12 protein-coding genes are annotated in these 15,851 nt (G+C 66.0%); 6 read left to right on the top strand and 6 right to left on the bottom strand.

Annotated features, from left to right (window positions below; all coding sequences use genetic code 11):
- The first annotated feature begins 78 nt into the window (after window positions 1–78).
- Window positions 79–1,311: a GNAT family N-acetyltransferase gene (locus QX048_RS05985; protein WP_315755017.1), complete on the top strand. Its 1,233-nt coding sequence runs from the start codon at window positions 79–81 to the stop codon at window positions 1,309–1,311.
- On the opposite strand, the gene QX048_RS05980 is transcribed toward QX048_RS05985, so the two are convergent.
- Both QX048_RS05980 and QX048_RS05975 read right to left on the bottom strand, forming a co-directional pair.
- Entirely contained in the window at window positions 1,308–3,611 is a 2,304-nt protein-coding gene (locus tag QX048_RS05980; protein WP_315827189.1) for a lipopolysaccharide biosynthesis protein, read from the bottom strand. The two genes, QX048_RS05985 and QX048_RS05980, sit on opposite strands and share 4 nt — an antisense overlap.
- Before the next feature lie 325 nt (window positions 3,612–3,936).
- A complete protein-coding gene (locus tag QX048_RS05975; RefSeq protein ID WP_315827303.1) occupies window positions 3,937–4,089 on the bottom strand; it encodes a hypothetical protein in 153 nt (50 codons plus the stop codon).
- Between QX048_RS05975 and QX048_RS05970 the strand changes: the two genes are divergently transcribed.
- The 3 genes from QX048_RS05970 (at window position 4,039) to QX048_RS05960 (ending at window position 8,154) form a co-directional block, all read left to right on the top strand.
- Window positions 4,039–5,109 carry a glycosyltransferase family 4 protein gene (locus QX048_RS05970; RefSeq protein ID WP_315712597.1) on the top strand — a complete coding sequence of 357 codons (1,071 nt, stop codon included), beginning with the start codon at window positions 4,039–4,041 and terminating at the stop codon, window positions 5,107–5,109. The genes QX048_RS05975 and QX048_RS05970 overlap by 51 nt on opposite strands.
- Window positions 5,110–5,262: 153 nt before the next feature.
- Window positions 5,263–6,792 (top strand): undecaprenyl-phosphate glucose phosphotransferase, encoded by a 1,530-nt coding sequence (locus QX048_RS05965; protein ID WP_315755021.1) that lies wholly within the window; start codon window positions 5,263–5,265, stop codon window positions 6,790–6,792.
- A gap of 87 nt (window positions 6,793–6,879) precedes the next feature.
- Window positions 6,880–8,154: an O-antigen ligase family protein gene (locus tag QX048_RS05960; protein ID WP_315827190.1), complete on the top strand. Its 1,275-nt coding sequence runs from the start codon at window positions 6,880–6,882 to the stop codon at window positions 8,152–8,154.
- On the opposite strand, the gene QX048_RS05955 is transcribed toward QX048_RS05960, so the two are convergent.
- The 3 genes from QX048_RS05955 to QX048_RS05945 form a co-directional block, all read right to left on the bottom strand.
- Window positions 8,151–9,329: a saccharopine dehydrogenase family protein gene (locus tag QX048_RS05955; RefSeq protein ID WP_315827191.1), complete on the bottom strand. Its 1,179-nt coding sequence runs from the start codon at window positions 9,327–9,329 to the stop codon at window positions 8,151–8,153. The two genes, QX048_RS05960 and QX048_RS05955, sit on opposite strands and share 4 nt — an antisense overlap.
- Window positions 9,330–9,368: 39 nt before the next feature.
- Window positions 9,369–10,547, bottom strand: coding sequence for a saccharopine dehydrogenase family protein (locus QX048_RS05950; protein ID WP_315711488.1), 1,179 nt, complete (start codon window positions 10,545–10,547; stop codon window positions 9,369–9,371).
- A gap of 131 nt (window positions 10,548–10,678) precedes the next feature.
- Window positions 10,679–11,464 carry a DUF169 domain-containing protein gene (locus QX048_RS05945; protein WP_315711487.1) on the bottom strand — a complete coding sequence of 262 codons (786 nt, stop codon included), beginning with the start codon at window positions 11,462–11,464 and terminating at the stop codon, window positions 10,679–10,681.
- A gap of 184 nt (window positions 11,465–11,648) precedes the next feature.
- On the opposite strand from QX048_RS05945, the gene QX048_RS05940 reads away from it, so the two are divergent.
- The gene (locus QX048_RS05940; RefSeq protein ID WP_315827192.1) at window positions 11,649–13,496 is read left to right on the top strand and encodes a tetratricopeptide repeat protein; all 1,848 of its coding nucleotides are present in this window, start codon (window positions 11,649–11,651) and stop codon (window positions 13,494–13,496) included.
- Here QX048_RS05940 and QX048_RS05935 read toward each other — a convergent pair.
- Window positions 13,493–14,281 (bottom strand): YdcF family protein, encoded by a 789-nt coding sequence (locus tag QX048_RS05935; RefSeq protein WP_315711485.1) that lies wholly within the window; start codon window positions 14,279–14,281, stop codon window positions 13,493–13,495. The genes QX048_RS05940 and QX048_RS05935 overlap by 4 nt on opposite strands.
- A 130-nt stretch (window positions 14,282–14,411) precedes the next feature.
- Between QX048_RS05935 and QX048_RS05930 the strand changes: the two genes are divergently transcribed.
- Window positions 14,412–15,353 (top strand): acetamidase/formamidase family protein, encoded by a 942-nt coding sequence (locus QX048_RS05930; protein ID WP_315711483.1) that lies wholly within the window; start codon window positions 14,412–14,414, stop codon window positions 15,351–15,353.
- The last annotated feature ends 498 nt before the right edge of the window (window positions 15,354–15,851 follow it).

Raw genomic sequence — 15,851 nt, 5'->3', positions numbered from 1 at the left:
ATTACCTTTTGTTGAGACTTCTTTGCGAGGGTCTCCGGACGTCAAGCAACAAAATTCCACGACAACGCGAGCTGCGCGATGACCATGGCCGCCGTGATCGAGAGCCGGACGGCGCAGGCGCCCGCGCGGCGGCTGCCGTCGGGGCTCGCGCGGGTGGAGATCGTGTCCGATCTGGCTGCCGCCGAGCCGGTCTGGCGCGCGCTCGAAGTCCCCGAACATGTCTCGACGCCCTACCAGCGCTTCGATCTGCTCGGCGCATGGCAGCGCGACGTCGGCGCGCGCGAGCATGCGACGCCGTTCATCGTTATCGGGCGTGATGCCGAGCAACGCCCGCTGCTGCTGCTGCCGCTGACGTTGCGGCACGCCTGCGGCGTGCGCATCGCCACCTTCATGGGCGGCAAGCATACGACCTTCAACATGCCGCTGATGGATCGCGAATTCGCCGCGCGCGCCAGCGCCGGCGATCTCGACGTCCTGCTCGCAGGGCTGCGCGATCGCGGCGGTGTCGACCTGCTCGCCTTGACACAGCAGCCGGAGCGCTGGCGCGATCTCGCCAATCCGCTGGCGCAATGGCCGCACCAGCCGTCGGTGAACGACTGTCCGGTGCTGTTGATGCCGCCGGGGGCTGCGCCGACGGCGCTGTTGTCGAATTCGTTCCGAAAGCGGCTGAAGAGCAAGGAAAAGAAGCTGCAGACGCTGCCCGGCTACCGCTACATGGTCGCGAGCAGCGACGCCGAGATCGCCGAACTGCTCGACTGGTTCTTCCGCACCAAGCCGATCCGCATGGCCGAGCAGAGGCTGCCGAACGTGTTCGCCGAGCCCTGCATCGAGGCCTTCGTGCGAAGCGCCTGTATGGCAAAGCTCGACTGCGGGCATCGCGCCATCGATATCCACGCACTGCGCTGCGACGCCGAGATCATCGCACTGTTTGCCGGCGTGGCCGACGGGGCGCGCTTCTCGATGATGTTCAACACCTACACGTTGTCGGAGAATGCGCGCTGGAGTCCCGGACTGATCCTGATGCGCTCGATCATCGATCACTACGCGCAACAGGATTTTCGTGCCCTCGATCTCGGCATCGGATCGGACGACTACAAGCGGATGTTCTGCAAGAATGACGAGCCGATCTTCGACAGCTTCATGTCGTTGACCGCGCGGGGGCGCGTCGCCGCGACGACGATGGCTGCGGTTGGACGGGCCAAGCATGCCGTCAAGCACAGCCCTGCCCTGTTCCGTCTGGCACAACAGCTGCGTGGCGCGCTGCAATCGCGCGGCGGCGCCGCCAAGGCTGACGAGAGGGCCGAAGATTAGGCGGCGACGCCGCGCGGCCCCGGCTGGTTGCGGTTGGCGCCTCCGGCCGGTGCCTTCAGCATGGTGACGGCGCCGAAACCGACCTCGCGCAGCTGCTCGCTCATCTGGCTGCGCGCCTCGGCAGCCATCTTGGGATCGGGCACGACGACGGCGCGCGCGCCCGCGGTCAGCAGCTCGGCCGGCAGGTCGGAGGCATTGCCAGCGTCGAGCAGGACGTGGTCGTAGACGCGCAGCAGTGCGTCGATCGCGAGCGCGAGCCGCGGCGATTGCAGTTGGCTGCGGTCGGCGCCGGGACGGCCGGCATTGACGATGTGCAGCCGCGAGGCCTGGTCCTTGGTGATGATGGACGCGAACGATGCCTCGCCCAGCATCAGCTCGATCAGCCCGGGCGCGGCCGGATCGACCGAGACGCCCGCAAGCAGTTGCGGGCTGCCGGCGAGGTCAACCAGCACCACGCGCGCCTGCGCCGCCATGGTGCGGGCGATCGCGAGCGCAGTGGACGTGACGGCCTCGCCGCCGGCCGTGCCGAGCACGGTGACCTTGCGGGCGCCCTCGCCCGCGCCGAGCAGATCGGCGGCGAGTTGCTCGAACTCGGTCAGCGGTGGCGGCGCAGGCTTGACCGGCTCGGCCGACGGCGCCTCGGCTGGCTGCATGGCCGTGGGGGGCGGCGGTACCGAAGCCGGACGCGCGGCCTCAACCGGCGCCGACGTCGAAGGTGGTGCAACGGCCGGCGATGCGGAGACCGTACGCGGGGCGATCATCGGCTCGACCCGCGCCGCGAGCACCATGACATCGGCCATGCTGCTCATGGCCGGGGCGGCCGGGCCCACCGCACGCGGAGCCGTGAGGCGCAGCAGCTCGCCGGTGATGACCACGCCCGAGGTCAGCATCAAGGTCGCCAATGTCGCGATCAGCACGATCGGCAGCTTCTTCGGATACGCCGGCGTGTTGGACACCACCGCCCGCGAGATGATCCGTCCATCCGCGGGCGGGGTGTCGAGCGACTCACGGGTGTTCGCCTCGCGGTATTTGGCGAGATACGATTCCAGCAGGTCGCGCTGCGATTTGGCATCCCGCTCCAGCGCCCGCAACTGGACATCGAGGCCATTGGTGGAGGTGGCCTGCTTCTTGGCCTGATCGAGGCTCTGGCTCAGCATCTGCACCCGCCCGTCGGCGATGCGCGCGTCGCTGTCGAGCGAGCGGGAGATCTTGCCGGCCTCGTCGCGGATCTGGCGGTCGAGATCAGCCAGTTGCGCTTTCAGCTCCTTGATGCGCGGGTGATTGTCGAGCAGCGTCGACGACTGTTCCGCGAGTTGCGCGCGCAGGCTCACGCGCTGCTCCGACAAGCGCCGCATCAGCTCCGAATTGAGCACCTCGGACGCCTCGATCGGCTGGCCGCTCTGCAGCATCTCACGGATCAGCCGCGCCTTGGTCTCGGCATCCGATTTCAAGGCGCGCGCATTGTTGAGCTGGGTATTGACCTCGCCCATCTGCTGGTTGGACAGCGAGGTGTTGTTGGTCCCCATGAACGAATTCGACTTGGCGCGGAACTCCTCGACCCGCGATTCCGCCTCCTCGACCTTCTTGCGCAGGCCCTGGATCTCCCCGGCCAGCCACTGGCTGGCCGACTTCGCCTGCGCCTGCCGAGCGTTCTGCTGAACAACGAGATAGCCGTCCGCGATCGAATTCGCGACCTTCGCCGCAAGCGCCGGATCCTGCGACTGGAACTCGACGACGAGGACGCGCGATTTGTCGACGGCGTAGACGGTCAGGCGTTCGTAATAGGCATCCATGACGCGTTCGTCCGGCGTCATGGCAAGCGGATCCTTCACGAGCCCGACCATCGCCAAGACCGACTTCAGCGGCGACACGCCGCGCAGGACGGGATCAAACTCCGGCAGCTCGCCCAACCTGTTCTTCGCGATAATGTCGCGCGCCAGATCTCGCGACAGGACCAGTTGCACCTGGCTCGTGACCGCCTCGGCATCGAGTGCCGTCCGCTCTTCGGTACGCTCCCCGTTCGGCCGCACGAACACGTTCTCGCGTCCGTCGATCAGGATCCGCGCTTCGGACTTGTAGCGCGGCGTGATCATGTTGACCGCGGTGATCGACAGAACGAGAGCGAGCAGCGTCGGCAAAAGAATGAAGCCACGCTTTCGTGCCAAGGCGCGGCCGACCAGCCGGAGATCGAGATCGCCGGCCGGGCCCGGCTCCGCCGACGATGGCGAGCCTGTCACGGGTCGGACGGAGGCTCCGTCAACCTGTGTCTTCTCGCCGGCACGCCAGAACGCCAACCGCATCATCCACTCCCGCGAGACCTACGCCACGCCGCTACCATACGTGGTACAATTACACTCCATTAAGGTTGCTGACGGGTTAACCGGAGCGCCTGCAACCTCGCCCTATCGAACAATCGTCATCCTTCGCCAAATGCTGCTCGCAACACGTAGGCTTGCGCCAGATCGTCACAATGCTGGAGCGAACCTGCCCGGCAATGACGACAAGTGAGACTTTGTTAACCATCAAGCCTCTATCGAGGTTGGAGCTATCAATATTCAGCGACGAGAGGCGCCCGTGCTTCCTCTATCCGCCAGTCGTCAGATCAGCTCGCGCAGCGACGCCTGGCTAAACCACGCGCAGGCCGAAGGCGCGGGCGAGTTCGATATGGCACCGTCGCAGAACAAACCTCTCAAAATCATTCACGCGGTCAGAGCTCCCGTCGGCGGCATCTTTCGGCACATCCTCGACCTTGCCAACGGCCAGGTCGATCGCGGGCATGACGTGGGCATCATTGCGGACAGCCTGACCGGCGGCGAACGCGCCGATGCCGCGCTGGCCCAGATCGCGCCTCGCCTGACACTCGGCGTGCACCGCGTTCCCATTCATCGGGAGCCTTGGCCGAGCGACATTCTGGCACTCAGCCGATTCCATCGCCTCTCCCGCGCGCTCGCCCCCGACGTGCTGCACGGCCACGGCGCCAAAGCCGGCGCGTTCGTACGCCTGCTGCCGCATCGGCCAGGAACGATCCGCATCTACACGCCTCACGGCGGCTCGCTGCACTACCCGCTCGACACGCTCAAAGGCGCGCTGTATGGCCGGCTTGAACGTGCGCTGATGAACCGGACGGATCTCTTCCTGTTCGAGAGCGCCTTCGCCCGCGATACCTATGAGCGCATGATCGGCCATCCCAACGGATTGGTGAATTGCGTCTTCAACGGCGTCACTGCAGGCGAATTCGACCCGGTCACGCCGGCTCAGGACCAGACCGACCTGGCTTATGTCGGCGAGTTCAGGCACATCAAGGGCACGGATCTGCTGATCGACGCTGTCGCGCAGTTGCGCTCCCGTGGCCGGCCGCTGACGCTGACCTTGGGCGGCGACGGCGAGGAGATGTCGAAGCTCAAAGCCCAGGTCGAACGCCTCGGTCTTGCGGCCGCGGTGCGTTTCATCGGCCATGTGAAGGCCCGCGACGGATTTTCCAAAGGACGACTGCTCGTCGTTCCGTCGCGCGGCGATTCCATGCCCTATGTCGTGATCGAGGCGGGAGCCGCTGGGGTTCCGATGATCGCGGCGAGGGTCGGCGGCATCCCCGAGATCTTCGGGGCGCACGACGACGCGATGTTCATGCCAGGCAACGCGACCGCGCTGGCCGACGCCATTGCAGCCGCACTGGACGATCCGGCTACCGCGCAGCTGCGCGCCAAGGCGCTGCGCGAGCGGATCTTCCAGCATTTCTCGCAGAAGGCGATGGTCGAGGGCGTGCTCGACAGCTACCGCGAGGCGTTTACCAAGACCTGACGTCATTTACCATCGCTAACCGTTTCTTCCGATTTGGCCCTTAATCCCGCCGGTGGGGAATTTCCCCCGGCGCTATCAGCGCTTACATGACCACAAATACTAACAAACATAATCCGGGCTTGTACGACTGTGGAACCGATCAACGCTCGCTCGATGTTGGATGCTGCTGCGGCCACGGCCGCATCGACGGCCGCGGCAGGCAAGCCGGCCGTTGAACGGCGTCGCCGCCTGTCGCCGGCGGCCCTGGCGGTCGCCAATCAGAAGGTTCACCGCGCCTACTCTCCGATCGTCCTCGCCGGCATCGTCCGCATCACCGATTTCGTACTGCTGAGCGTCGTCGGCAGCGCCGTCTATTTCGGCTACGTGGTGCCGCTCAGCGGCTTCCATTGGGAGTATCTCGTTGCCATCGTCGGCCTCGCCGTGAGCACGGTGGTGTGCTTCCAGGCCGCCGACATCTACCAGATCCAGGTCTTCCGCGCCCAGGTGCGGCAGATGACCCGGATGGTCTCGTCCTACTGCTTCGTGTTCCTGCTGTTCATAGGACTGTCCTTCTTCGCCAAGATCGGCAGCGAAGTCTCCCGTCTCTGGCTCGCCGCGTTCTTCTTCGTGGGGCTCGGCGCGCTGATCGCGAGCCGCGTCGTGCTGCGCAACCTGATCCGCAGCTGGGCCAGGCAAGGACGTCTCGATCGACGGACCATCATCGTCGGAGCCGACCAGAGCGGCGAGGACCTGGTGCGTGCGCTGAAGGCGCAGGACGACTCCGAGATCGAGATCCTCGGCGTGTTCGACGACCGCAACGACTCGCGATCGCTCGAAGCCTGCGCCGGTGCGCCGAAGCTCGGCAAGGTCGATGATATCGTCGAGTTTGCCCGCCGCACCCGCGTCGACCTGGTGCTGTTCGCGCTGCCGATCTCGGCGGAGACACGCATCCTGGACATGCTGAAGAAGCTGTGGGTGCTGCCGGTCGACATCCGCCTTTCGGCCCATACCAACAAGCTGCGTTTCCGTCCGCGTTCCTACTCCTATCTGGGCGCGGTCCCGACGCTCGACGTGTTCGAGGCTCCCATCACCGACTGGGACCTGGTGATGAAGATGCTGTTCGATCGACTGGTCGGCGGCCTCATCCTGCTGCTCGCACTGCCGGTGATGGCGCTGGTTGCGCTTGCGATCAAGCTCGACAGCCCGGGACCGGTGCTGTTCCGGCAGAAGCGGTTCGGCTTCAACAACGAGCGCATCGACGTCTTCAAGTTCCGGTCGCTCTATCACCATCAGGCTGATCCCACGGCGTCCAAGGTCGTCACCAAGAACGATCCACGTGTGACCCGCGTCGGCCGCTTCATCCGCAAGACCAGCCTCGATGAGCTGCCGCAACTGTTCAACGTAGTGTTCAAGGGCAACCTCTCGCTGGTCGGTCCGCGGCCGCACGCCGTGCAGGGCAAATTGCAGAACCGGATGTTCGACGAGGCCGTCGACGGCTACTTCGCCCGCCACCGCGTCAAGCCGGGGATCACTGGATGGGCCCAGATCAACGGCTGGCGCGGCGAGATCGACAACCAGGAGAAGATCCAGAAGCGAGTCGAGTTCGACCTCTACTACATCGAGAACTGGTCCGTGCTGTTCGACCTCTACATCCTGCTCAAGACGCCGCTGGCGCTGATGACCAAGAGCGAGAACGCCTATTGATCGCGGGGATCCGGAGCGGGCCCACGTCCGCTTCGCGCGTGTGTCTGGCCGATCCCGCCGTGCGTTGCGTATGAGTGTGAGTTCGCGATGGCCGTGACGGCAGCAGCCGAAGAGTTCGCATCCAGGCCGATGGCCCCTCCGGGCGTCGTCGCCCTGCAGCGCACGCTGGTCTGGCTGGTCGGGGTCTCCGGCGCCATCGTGTTCATCGAACCGAGCCCCTATGAGCTCGTCACGCTCGCCTCCGCCGCGGTGTTCTTCGCGACCGGCATCAGGCTGCGCCTCGTCTTCCTGCCGCTCCTCCTGTTGCTGGTCCTGGTCAATCTCGGCTACACGATCAGCGCGATACCGCTGCTCGACGATTCCAAGATCGCGACCTGGATCGCCACCTCCTGGTACATGGCGTTCACGGCGATCTTCATTGCCATGCTCACGTCGGACGACACCGAAGCGCGGCTCGACATGCTCCGGCGCGGCCTCGTGATGGGCGGCGCGATCGCGGCCCTCGCGGGTGTCGCCGGCTACTTCCATCTGGTGCCCGGTGGCTACGATCTCCTCACCTTGTATGGCCGCGCGCGCGGCACGTTCAAGGACCCCAACGTGCTCGGCGCGTTCTTGATCCTGCCGGCGCTGCTCGCGCTGCAGAACGTCGTGACCGCCCGCTTCGCCGCGACATTGCGCGCCAGCTTTGCGCTCGGCGTGATGGCGCTCGCCATCCTGCTCGCCTTCTCGCGCGCGGCCTGGGGCGGCCTTGTCCTCACCGCCGCCTTCATGCTGGCAATGATGGTGCTCACCAGCCAGACGCGGGGCGAGCGCTCCCGCATCATCTTCATGACGTTGGCGGCCGCCGTGGCCGGCATCGTTCTGATCGGCGTTCTGCTCTCGATCGATTCCATCGCCGACATGTTCAAGCAGCGGGCAAGCTTCGACCAGAGCTATGACGAGGGCCGGTTCGGACGCTTCGGACGCCACATTCTCGGCGCCGACATGGCGCTCGACCTGCCGTTCGGGATCGGGCCGCTGCAGTTCCACAACTACTTCCCCGAGGACACCCACAACTCCTATCTGAACGCCTTCATGTCGGGTGGCTGGCTGTCCGGCATCTGCTATCCCGCGCTGGTGTTCACCACTGTCATTCTCGGCTTCCGCTATCTGTTCGTGCGCGTGCCCTGGCAGCGCACCTACATCGCGGTATTCTCGGCGTTCCTCGGCACCGTCGGCGAAAGCTTCATCATCGACACCGACCACTGGCGGCATTTCTTCCTGATGCTCGGCACGATGTGGGGCATGATCGCCGCCACGCGCGCCCATCAGGCCGAGGCGAACCGATCCGCAGGGATCGGCCCGCACATCGCAGCCTACTAATCCTCCACCGTGAACGTCAGGCAGGCGTGGTCGACCAGCCGCTTGATCAAGCTGTCGCCGAGCGCGGCGCCGGGCGTCCAGAAACCGCCCTTCACAACGGCACCATCGCGCTGCAGGCCGATGGCGCATTCGCTGATCATCCTCGCCGTCAGACCGTAGCCGGGATCGCCCTTCCCTTTCACCGACGCGCAAACGCGCCGTCCGTCGGGAGACACTGCGACGTACAACAGGTCGAAGTATCCGTTGTCCCGCATCTCCTTCGAGGGCCCCTCCCCGACCTTGGGCGCATTCGGGCCGGTCTTCTCGGCATTTGCCGCCATGACCAACTTGGCGTTGGCTTGGCCTTCCTCTCCATCGCCCGTCAGCACCATTTCGTCGTAGACAAAGTCCTGCCCGTACGGAAAACCCATCAGCACGTTGGCACGATGGACGTTGCGTGTGTTGACCAGCGCCATTGCAAACGGCGCGGCCCAAGACTGGAGATCCTCCTCATAGATCGGTCGGTTGGCCGGTGGCTGCTTCGGGCCGGTGAATCCCGGCGTCAGCGCGAACGGGTCCTTCATGATCGCCACAAGGCTCAAATCGGCGGTCAATGCCGCCGCTGTTGCCTTGGCGCTCGCCGAAGTGCCGCCCGACAGCGAGCCGCTCATGCCGCGAATGCGCCCCTTCACGCGCGGCTGTGGCGCACCTAGCACCTGTTTTGCCTGCTGCTGCACGAACAGCACGCCGAGCTCGAACGGCACCGAGTCGAAGCCACACGAGAACAGGATTCTTGCACCGCTGTGCTCCGCCTCATCTCGATGCTTCTCGATCATCTGGCGCATCCACAGCGGCTCGCCACAGAGATCGACATAATCGGTCCCCGCAGCGACGCAGGCGGCGAGCACATCGGCCCCGTAGAGCTGATAGGGTCCGACCGTAGTCAACACCAGTCTAGCCTGATCGACCATCGTGCGAATGGAGCCGGGGTCGCTGGAATCGGCCACGATCAGCGGCAGATCAGGCGGCGCTCCGACCGCATCGCGCACCTTGGCGAGCTTGTCGCGGCTGCGCCCAGCCATGGCCCAGCTCAGCTTGGCTTCGCCGCTACCGCGCGCGGCGAGATACTCGGCCACGAGTTGGCCGGTGAAACCGGTTGCACCATAAACGACGATGTCGAATTTAGCCGACGTCATGGTTGCTCTCTGGGCCGCGGCGGATGGATTCCACCGCTCTTAGCCCTCCACCGTGAACGTCAGGCCGGCGTGGTCCACCAGCCGCTGGATCAGGCTGTCGCGGAGCGCCGCGCCCGGGGTCCAGAACCCGCCCTTCACGCCGGCGCCGTCGCGCAACAGGCCGACGGCGCATTCACTGATCATCTTCGAGGTCGAACCGTAGCCGGGATCGCGGTTGCCCTTCACGGATGCGCGGACCTGGCGGCCGTCGGGGGCTATCGCGACGAAGAGAAGATTGTAGTAGCCGTTCTCGCGCTCCTCCTTCGAGGGACCCTCGCCCGGCTTCGGCGCGTTGGGGCCGGTTTTCTCGGCATTCGCCGCCATCACCTTCTTGGCGTTGGCCTCGCCCTTCTCGCCCGGGCCGGTCAGCACCATCTCGTCATAGACGAAGTCCTGCCCGTAGGGAAAACCCATTAGCATGTTGGAGCGGTGGACATTGCGGGTGTTGATCAGCGCCATCATGAACGGCGCCGTCCAGGACTGCAGATCTTCCTCATAGACGGGCTTGTTGCCCGACGGCTGCTTCGGACCCTTGAAGCCGGGCGTCAGGGCGAACGAGTCCTTGAGGATCGCGACCAGGCTCAGATCCTTGGCGACCGCATCGAAGGTCGCCTTGGCGCTCGCCGCGGTGCCGCCCGAGAGCGTGCCGCTCATGCCGCGGACGCGGCCCTTCACACGCGACGCTGCGGCGCCGAGCACCTTCTTGGCCTGCTGCTGCACGAAATAGACGCCGAGCTCGAACGGCACGGAATCGAAGCCGCAGGAGAACACGATGCGCGCGCCGCTCTTCTCGGCGGTGGCCTGATGCTTGTCGATCATCTGCCGCATCCACACCGGCTCGCCGCACAAATCGACGTAGTCGGTGCCGGTCTCGGCGCAGGCCGCGACGAGCTCGTTGCCATAGAGCTGATAGGGACCGACGGTGGTCAGCACCAGCTTCGTCTGCGCCACCATGGCCTTTAGGGATGCAGGATCGGCGGCATCGGCCGCGATCAGCGGCGTATCGGCGGGCGCGCCGATCGCATCGCGCACGGACGCGAGCTTGTCGAGGCTGCGACCAGCCATCGCCCAGCGCAGCGAGCTGTCGCCGCGATATTGCGTGGCCAAATATTCAGCGACGAGCTGCCCGGTGAAACCGGTCGCGCCATAGACGATGATATCGAACTTGGATGACGTCATTCTTGTTCCCTAGCGATCAGCTGCGATTTTAGTGCCCCGTCATTGCGAGGAGCGCAGCGACGAAGCAATCCAGAGTCCCGTCCTCAGCCCTGGATTGCTTCGCTGCGCTCGCAATGACGGAGTTTGCGGGTCTACTTTTTTCCATAAGACACATTCATTCCGGCGCGGACGTCGTTCTGGATGCCGTAGGGGGCGATCGGGTAGCGCAGGCCGTTCCTGGCAAGCTGTTTCATGCCGGCGATCGCCTTGGCGAGATCGGATGGCTTCAGCGCCATCAGCATCTCTTCGTCCGGCACGCCGCCATAGCGGCGCTCGGCGAAGCATGGCAGCGACAGGCTCGGCTCGCCGGTTTTCAGCGCGCGTCCCCAGGAGTCGGCGCAGGCGGTCTCGCCGACGACGCCCCATTCGAACTTCTTGTAGCCGACATATTGCAGGCCGTTGATCAGGATGATCATCTGTCCCGGCGTCGCATAGACTAGGCAGATGTCCGGCGGATCCAGCCGGCCGCTCGACAGCGGGCTGACGGCCATGGCCTGGTAGCGGCCGAACGGCACGACATCCAGCGCCTCCTGTCGCTTGCGCGCGTCCTCCGCCGTGCCGTGCCAGACGCCGACATAGTTCGCGCCCTCGAGCCAGGTGTCGTCCTGCGGGCCGAGCCCGATCACCGCGCGGCACTGCGCGCCGACCAGATCATCTCCGGTGATGCCGACTGTCCAGCCGAGCCGCGAGGCCATGCTGACGATCTGGTCGGTGGTGTGCACCGCGTTGGGCCGGCGGATCTTCTCCACCGCTTCCATGTCCTCGACGCGGGCGAACATCTTGATGCCGATCACGGTCGTCTTCAGCCGCAGCAGGCCGTTGAGATCGGCCACCATGGCCGCCAGATCCAGCCTGTCCGTCCCGTTCGGCTGTTGCATGTGGCGCTCCCTCCCTACCGCACCGCTGCCGGTCCAATGCGTGGTTCGACTTCGGGGCGCTTGTTAGACCCTCGCACCGCGTGATGCCAGTATTTCCGCCCTCGGGCTCGCCCGCCATACCATGATCCTTCTCGATATTACGGGAATCACTTATGAATTTTCGATCCTCGGACAGGATCAGTCGATGACCCGCAGCGACCGGAAGGAAGGCGCCAAGAGCGCAACGGCCGGCCCCGGCGGAACGCCCGTGCTGTCGCCCGCCGCGCTCTACGAGGCGGGACTGCATCACCTCGGCGGAGGGCGTCTGCTCGATGCCCAGATGTGCTGCGAGCAGGCGCTGGCGGCCGACCCGGCCCACGCCGACAGCCTTGCGCTGATGGGCATCATCGCGCTGCAGACCGGCCAGCACGACCATGCCGTTGCGTGGTTCTCGCGCGCGATCCGACAGACGCCGAAGATCGACTATCTCACCAGCCTCGGCTTCACCCTGAAGCAGATGGGCCGGCTCGACGACGCCCTCGCCGTCTTCGACAAGGCGATCCAGCTCAAGCCCGACGAGGCCGAGTTGTGGAAGCATATGGGCGGCGTGCTGCTGGCGCTCGACCGTGGCGCCGAGGCGCTGCTGAGCTATCAGCACGCGCTGACGATCGATCCTTCGCACCGCGAGGCCGCGTTCCAGAGCGGCCTGCTGCTGCATCAGCAGCAGCGTTATGAGGAAGCTGCCCAGGCGTTCACGATCTGCCTGACGCAGCAGCCGAATGACCTGCAGTCGCTGCAGATGCGCGCCCGGTGCCTCCGCGAGCTCAAACACTACGACGCGTATCTGGCCGATTGTGAACGCGCGCATGCGCTGGCGCCAACCGAGGCGATGGCCAGCAACAATCTCGGCGATGCGTTCGTCTGCCTCGGCCGCAACGCGGAGGCGCTGCCGTGGTTCGACGAGGCGCTGAGCCTGCGCCCGAACTTCGTCGAGGTGCTGCTGAACAAGGGTTTTGCGCTGATGCAACTCCTGCGTTTCGAGGATGCTGCTGCCGTCTACCGGCAGATTCTCGCGCTCGTCCCCGATCATCCCAAGGCGGCGTGGCAGCTCGCGCATATCGAGCTGCAGTGCGGCGACTTCGTCTCCGGCTGGGCCCGGCGCGAGGCGCGCTGGGCCATGCCGGATTTCTCGATCGACTATCCGCGCTTTGCCGAGTCCAAATGGCTGGGCCACGAGGACATCGCCGGCAAGACCATCCTGATCGAGGAGGACGAGGGTTTCGGCGACACCATCCAGTTCGCCCGCTACGTGCCGATGGTCGCCGCGCGCGGCGCCAAGGTGATCTTGGTGGTGCGCGAGGCGCTGCGGCCGCTGATGGCCGGCATCGACGGTGTGACGCAATGCCTCGCCTACGCGCCGGACCTGCAGCGGCCGGTCTTCGACATGCACTGCCCGGTGATGAGCCTGCCGCTGGCCTTCGGCACCACGCTCGATACCATTCCACCGCCAAGCTATCTCCCGCCACTGCCGGCCGAGCGCATCGCGGCCTGGGAGCGGCGGCTCGGAGCGCATGACCGGCTGCGGGTCGGCCTCGTCTGGTCCGGCAATCCGCATCAGGGCAACGATCGCAACCGCTCGATGCCGCTTGCGACCCTGCTGCCGCTGCTCGATCTCGGGGCGGATTTCATCAGCCTGCAAAAAGAGCTGCGGCCAGCCGACAAGGCGGTGCTGGCGCAGCAGAGCGGCATCCGCGACCTTACCGTCGAGTTGACCGACTTCGTCGAGACCGCGGCGCTGATTTCCTGTCTCGACGTCGTGGTCACCGTTTGCACCAGCGTCGCGCATCTCGCCGCGACGCTCGGACGGCCGACCTGGATCATGCTGCCCCACCTCGCCGACTGGCGCTGGCTCAGGGATCGCGACGACAGCCCGTGGTATCCGAGCGCGCGGCTGTTCCGGCAGGATTCGAGCTGCCGCTACGAGCCGGTCGTCGCGCGCGTGCGCGGCGAGCTGGCCGCGAAAGCGGCGAGCTTCAGCAAGACGATTGCCTAGGCCGGTCCCGGAAACAGATCGTCGATGCGGCCGCGCAGGCGGTAGGCCACGAGCCCGACCCATTCGCGCACGGCGATGTCGGCGCGGCGCAGGCCGAGCAGCGAGATGCCGTCGAAGTCGAGCACGCGGCCGACGCGCCAGTCCACCGGATAGGGCTCGACCGGAAAGCCGGCCTTGCGGAACAGCCCGACCGAGCGCGGCATGTGATAGGCCGAGGTCACCAGCAGCCAGCGCTCGCCCGGCTTCGGGGAGATCATCGCCTTGGAGAAGATCGCATTCTCGTAGGTGTTGCGCGACTGCCGCTCCAGCAACAGCCGCTCCCTGGGGACGCCGAGGCTGAGCAGGATCTCGGCGCCGACGTCGGCCTCCTTGGCCTCGGTCGCGATCAGATTGGCGCTGCCGCCGGTGAACAGGATGCGCGCGTTCGGATAGCGCCGCGCCAGCGCGGCGGCCTGGATCACCCGGTCGGCGCCCGCCACCGTCACCGGCATGCCGTACATGACCGACAGGTCGGAATCGACGGGACCACCGAGCACGATGATGCCGTCGGGCGCACCGTTCGCCGGGTCCCATTTCGGAAACCGGCTCTCCAGCGGATAGAGCATCAGGCTGCCGAGCGGCGTCAGGCCGACGATCGCCAGCAGCAGCATGGCCGAGACGACCAGCCTGCGCCCCAGCACGGCAAAGCGGGTCAGCATCAGGATGGCGCCTGCGAGGCCCAGCGCGATCATGAAATTGGTCGGCAGTGCCAGCAGGCCGAGCGTCTTCGACAGCACAAAGAACATTGCGAGCTCCGGCGCGGAGTGAGGTGCCACGGCCGCCCTCATACACGACAGCGGCCATGCGTCGCCATCTCTCTGCGGCGGCCGGCGGATGCGCTATGCTCGGTCCCGAACCGGTACGAATGAGAGGACCATGGCCCATCACCATCTGCACGCGAGCCCCGAGACCTGCCATTGGGGCTTCTTCGAATCCCGGCTGAAGCCGGTGCTCACGATCGACAGCGGTGACGAGGTCACGATCGATTCGATCAGCGGCGGGCCCGACGTGGTGCCCGACACCAGCAAATTCCACGTGCCGCCGGAATTGTTCGACGTCCACGCCCGCAGCGAGCGCATGGTGCCCGGCCACATCCTGACCGGCCCGATCGCGGTCAAGGGCGCGGAGGTCGGCGACGTGCTCGAGGTCGACATCCTCGACGTCCAGCTGCGGCAGGACTGGGGCTACAATTTCATCCGGCCGCTGGCGGGCACCCTGCCCGACGATTTCCACGAGAGCCGGCTGATGAACATCCCGCTCGACAAGGACCGGATGGTCGGCAAGCTGCCGTGGGGCCTGGAGCTGCCGCTGGCGCCGTTCTTCGGCGTGATGGGCGTGGCGCCGCCGCCGGCCTGGGGCCGCATCACCTCGCTGATCCCGCGTGCGATGGGCGGCAATCTCGACAACAAGGAGCTCGGCGCCGGCGCCAAGCTGTATCTGCCGGTGTTCGTGCCGGGCGCGCTGTTCTCCTGCGGCGACGGCCACGGCGTGCAGGGCGACGGCGAGGTCTGCGTCACCGCGATCGAGACCGCGCTGCAGGGGCGTTTCCGTCTCACCGTGCGCAAGGATCTCAACTTCGACTATCCGCGCGCCGAGACGGCCACCCACTACATGACGATGGCGATGGACCCCGACCTCGACCAGTGCGCGGTGAAGGCGCTGCGCGACATGATCGTGCTGCTCGGCGAGAAGCGCAATTTGTCGCGCGAGGACGCCTACACGCTGTGCAGCCTCGCCGCCGATCTGCGGGTGACCCAGACTGTCAACGGCTCCAAGGGCATTCATTGCATGATCGCGAAGGCCGTCGTGCACGGGTGAGAAGACAGGGCTGAGCGTCGGGCCAAACACACTGCTGTCGTCCCTGCGAACGCAGAGACCCAACCACCGAACCAAGTCGTGACGCGAGGTGGTTGGACTTGCGCAAGCCAACTGCTCCCTGGGGTTATGGGTCCCCGCGTTCGCGGGGACGATGCCATTGATGCCGCGCGAGGGAGCGCATCGAACGACGCGTGACGTCGCGCTGCCGCGGCAGATCCTGCCCGGGTCATGCTGCAGATCTCACCCTCTGAAATGTCGGAGGGCGCAGGGAAGGCCAGGCGCCGGCTGGCGCCTGCGGCCCGCCTGCGAGAAAAATGCAGGCGGCAGGTACCACAGGTGCAGCCGAGAACGCCCGGCCTTCCCTGCGCGATGGTCTTCACGCTTATACGCAGTCTGCCTGGTGCGCCGGGCTTTCTGGCCACCATGCACGCAACGCGCTCGCGCGCCTTGCGTGGGGACACCAGCGTCGGGGTGTCAGCACGCTGCGACTTCACGTCC

The sequence above is a fragment of the Bradyrhizobium sp. SZCCHNS30572 genome (genome assembly GCF_032484415.1).
Lineage (GTDB): Bacteria > Pseudomonadota > Alphaproteobacteria > Rhizobiales > Xanthobacteraceae > Bradyrhizobium.
This window is presented reverse-complemented; position numbering and strand designations above follow the sequence as displayed.

Bases quoted from the DNA above. Each gene is read 5' to 3' on its own strand.
- QX048_RS05985 (WP_315755017.1), top strand. From the start codon at position 79: ATGACCATGGCCGCCGTGATCGAGAGCCGGACGGCGCAGGCGCCCGCG.
- QX048_RS05980 (WP_315827189.1), bottom strand. From the start codon at position 3,611: ATGCGGTTGGCGTTCTGGCGTGCCGGCGAGAAGACACAGGTTGACGGA.
- QX048_RS05975 (WP_315827303.1), bottom strand. From the start codon at position 4,089: ATGCCCGCGATCGACCTGGCCGTTGGCAAGGTCGAGGATGTGCCGAAA.
- QX048_RS05965 (WP_315755021.1), top strand. From the start codon at position 5,263: ATGTTGGATGCTGCTGCGGCCACGGCCGCATCGACGGCCGCGGCAGGC.
- QX048_RS05960 (WP_315827190.1), top strand. From the start codon at position 6,880: ATGGCCGTGACGGCAGCAGCCGAAGAGTTCGCATCCAGGCCGATGGCC.
- QX048_RS05955 (WP_315827191.1), bottom strand. From the start codon at position 9,329: ATGACGTCGGCTAAATTCGACATCGTCGTTTATGGTGCAACCGGTTTC.
- QX048_RS05950 (WP_315711488.1), bottom strand. From the start codon at position 10,547: ATGACGTCATCCAAGTTCGATATCATCGTCTATGGCGCGACCGGTTTC.
- QX048_RS05945 (WP_315711487.1), bottom strand. From the start codon at position 11,464: ATGCAACAGCCGAACGGGACGGACAGGCTGGATCTGGCGGCCATGGTG.
- QX048_RS05940 (WP_315827192.1), top strand. From the start codon at position 11,649: ATGACCCGCAGCGACCGGAAGGAAGGCGCCAAGAGCGCAACGGCCGGC.
- QX048_RS05935 (WP_315711485.1), bottom strand. From the start codon at position 14,281: ATGTTCTTTGTGCTGTCGAAGACGCTCGGCCTGCTGGCACTGCCGACC.
- QX048_RS05930 (WP_315711483.1), top strand. From the start codon at position 14,412: ATGGCCCATCACCATCTGCACGCGAGCCCCGAGACCTGCCATTGGGGC.